Source organism: Nitrosomonas sp. Nm132, assembly GCF_900100485.1.
Lineage (GTDB): Bacteria > Pseudomonadota > Gammaproteobacteria > Burkholderiales > Nitrosomonadaceae > Nitrosomonas.
Genome location: NZ_FNDH01000125.1, coordinates 1 through 1,142, shown reverse-complemented (window position 1 = coordinate 1,142; position 1,142 = coordinate 1). Strand labels below are relative to the sequence as shown.

Annotated in this window: 2 protein-coding genes; both read right to left on the bottom strand. The window is 45.8% G+C overall.

Annotated features, from left to right (window positions below; all coding sequences use genetic code 11):
• Positions 1-347 (bottom strand): reverse transcriptase domain-containing protein (locus BLP80_RS16495; RefSeq protein WP_256325140.1); only part of this gene is annotated, 347 nt, incomplete at its 3' end.
• A 9-nt stretch (positions 348-356) separates the two neighbouring features.
• The gene (locus BLP80_RS16490) at positions 357-575 is read right to left on the bottom strand and encodes a hypothetical protein (RefSeq protein ID WP_256325139.1); all 219 of its coding nucleotides are present in this window, start codon (positions 573-575) and stop codon (positions 357-359) included.
• Positions 576-1,142 lie beyond the last annotated feature (567 nt).

Genomic DNA, 1,142 nt, shown 5'->3' with positions numbered 1-1,142 from the left:
TGAGGCGTGCCTCGCGTCCGCTCAACGAGCTTTCCATCTGACATCTGCATAGGGGCTTTCAGCCACCGTTCTATGTAAAGTATTATCCACCGATTATTGGTGTGTTTCCTCACCGCCTTCATTAATAATTCATGGTCGATATGGTCAAACAGGCCTTTGATATCAAACTCCAATAGCCAATTGTACTGCCAACATCTTTGCCGCGTGACTCCCACCGCGTCTAGTGCGGACTTATTTGGTCTATATCCGTAGGAGTCGTCCAAAAAGTGAGGTTCAACGCATGGCTCAAACGCCAGTTTAATTGTCATTTGGGCTATTCGATCCGAGACTGTTGGAATGCCTAACACTCTTTCTCCTCATTGTTTCTTGGGTATCGCTACCCCCTTAACGGCCGGAGGAAAGTAAGCACCTGATGATAATCTATTCCAAAGTTTATATAAGTTTCCCGATAAGTTTTGTTCAAAATCCTCAAGTGACTCCTGGTCTATACCGGCAGACCCTTTATTGGCTTTGACTAATTTAAACACTTCCCACACTAATGCCTTGGGAATATCAAATGGTTTTGCTGCCTTCATTATTTCATCCTCCTGCAAGTTGAATAACAAATTTAGCTTGTTTAACACTACCCCTTCACTCCATTTCCATTACAGAAATTTCATCACTACTACGAGTAGTCCCGCCACAGTTCTTGGCCTTGGTACTCTCATTCTTGGAATATCACTTCCTCGAATTTCTTCCTTATCATCCAAGCGACTGCTTCCTGTAGTTCCCTATAAATGCCTGAACTAGACTCACGCCTCCAGCACACCGGACACCACCCACTCAGTAATCAGGTTGCTCGTGGATTCATCCCGCCGCCCCACAAATAGCTGCGGTTTTGATGTCATAAGGGCTTTTCGATGCTTCAACAGAGATTCAGCTTCATTCGTCTTTCTAGTCCATACCTCGCCAGATTTTATCCTCTGACTTTCTTCAACGCTCACGACCACCGACTTTTACAGCAGCCGCTTGAAGTGGTTTGATACCCGCACCTGAACGCCGATATCGGAGGGTCGATTCCTCCATCATCTATAGAGCTTAAGCTCAGCTTTACGCAAATAATTTTGCGTTTGTTGCGCGTCTACAGCGCACTTGCGGCGTGC

What these genes read in the sequence shown, in the direction of transcription:
- BLP80_RS16490 (WP_256325139.1), bottom strand. Translation starts at nt 575, where the DNA reads ATGAAGGCAGCAAAACCATTTGATATTCCCAAGGCATTAGTGTGGGAA.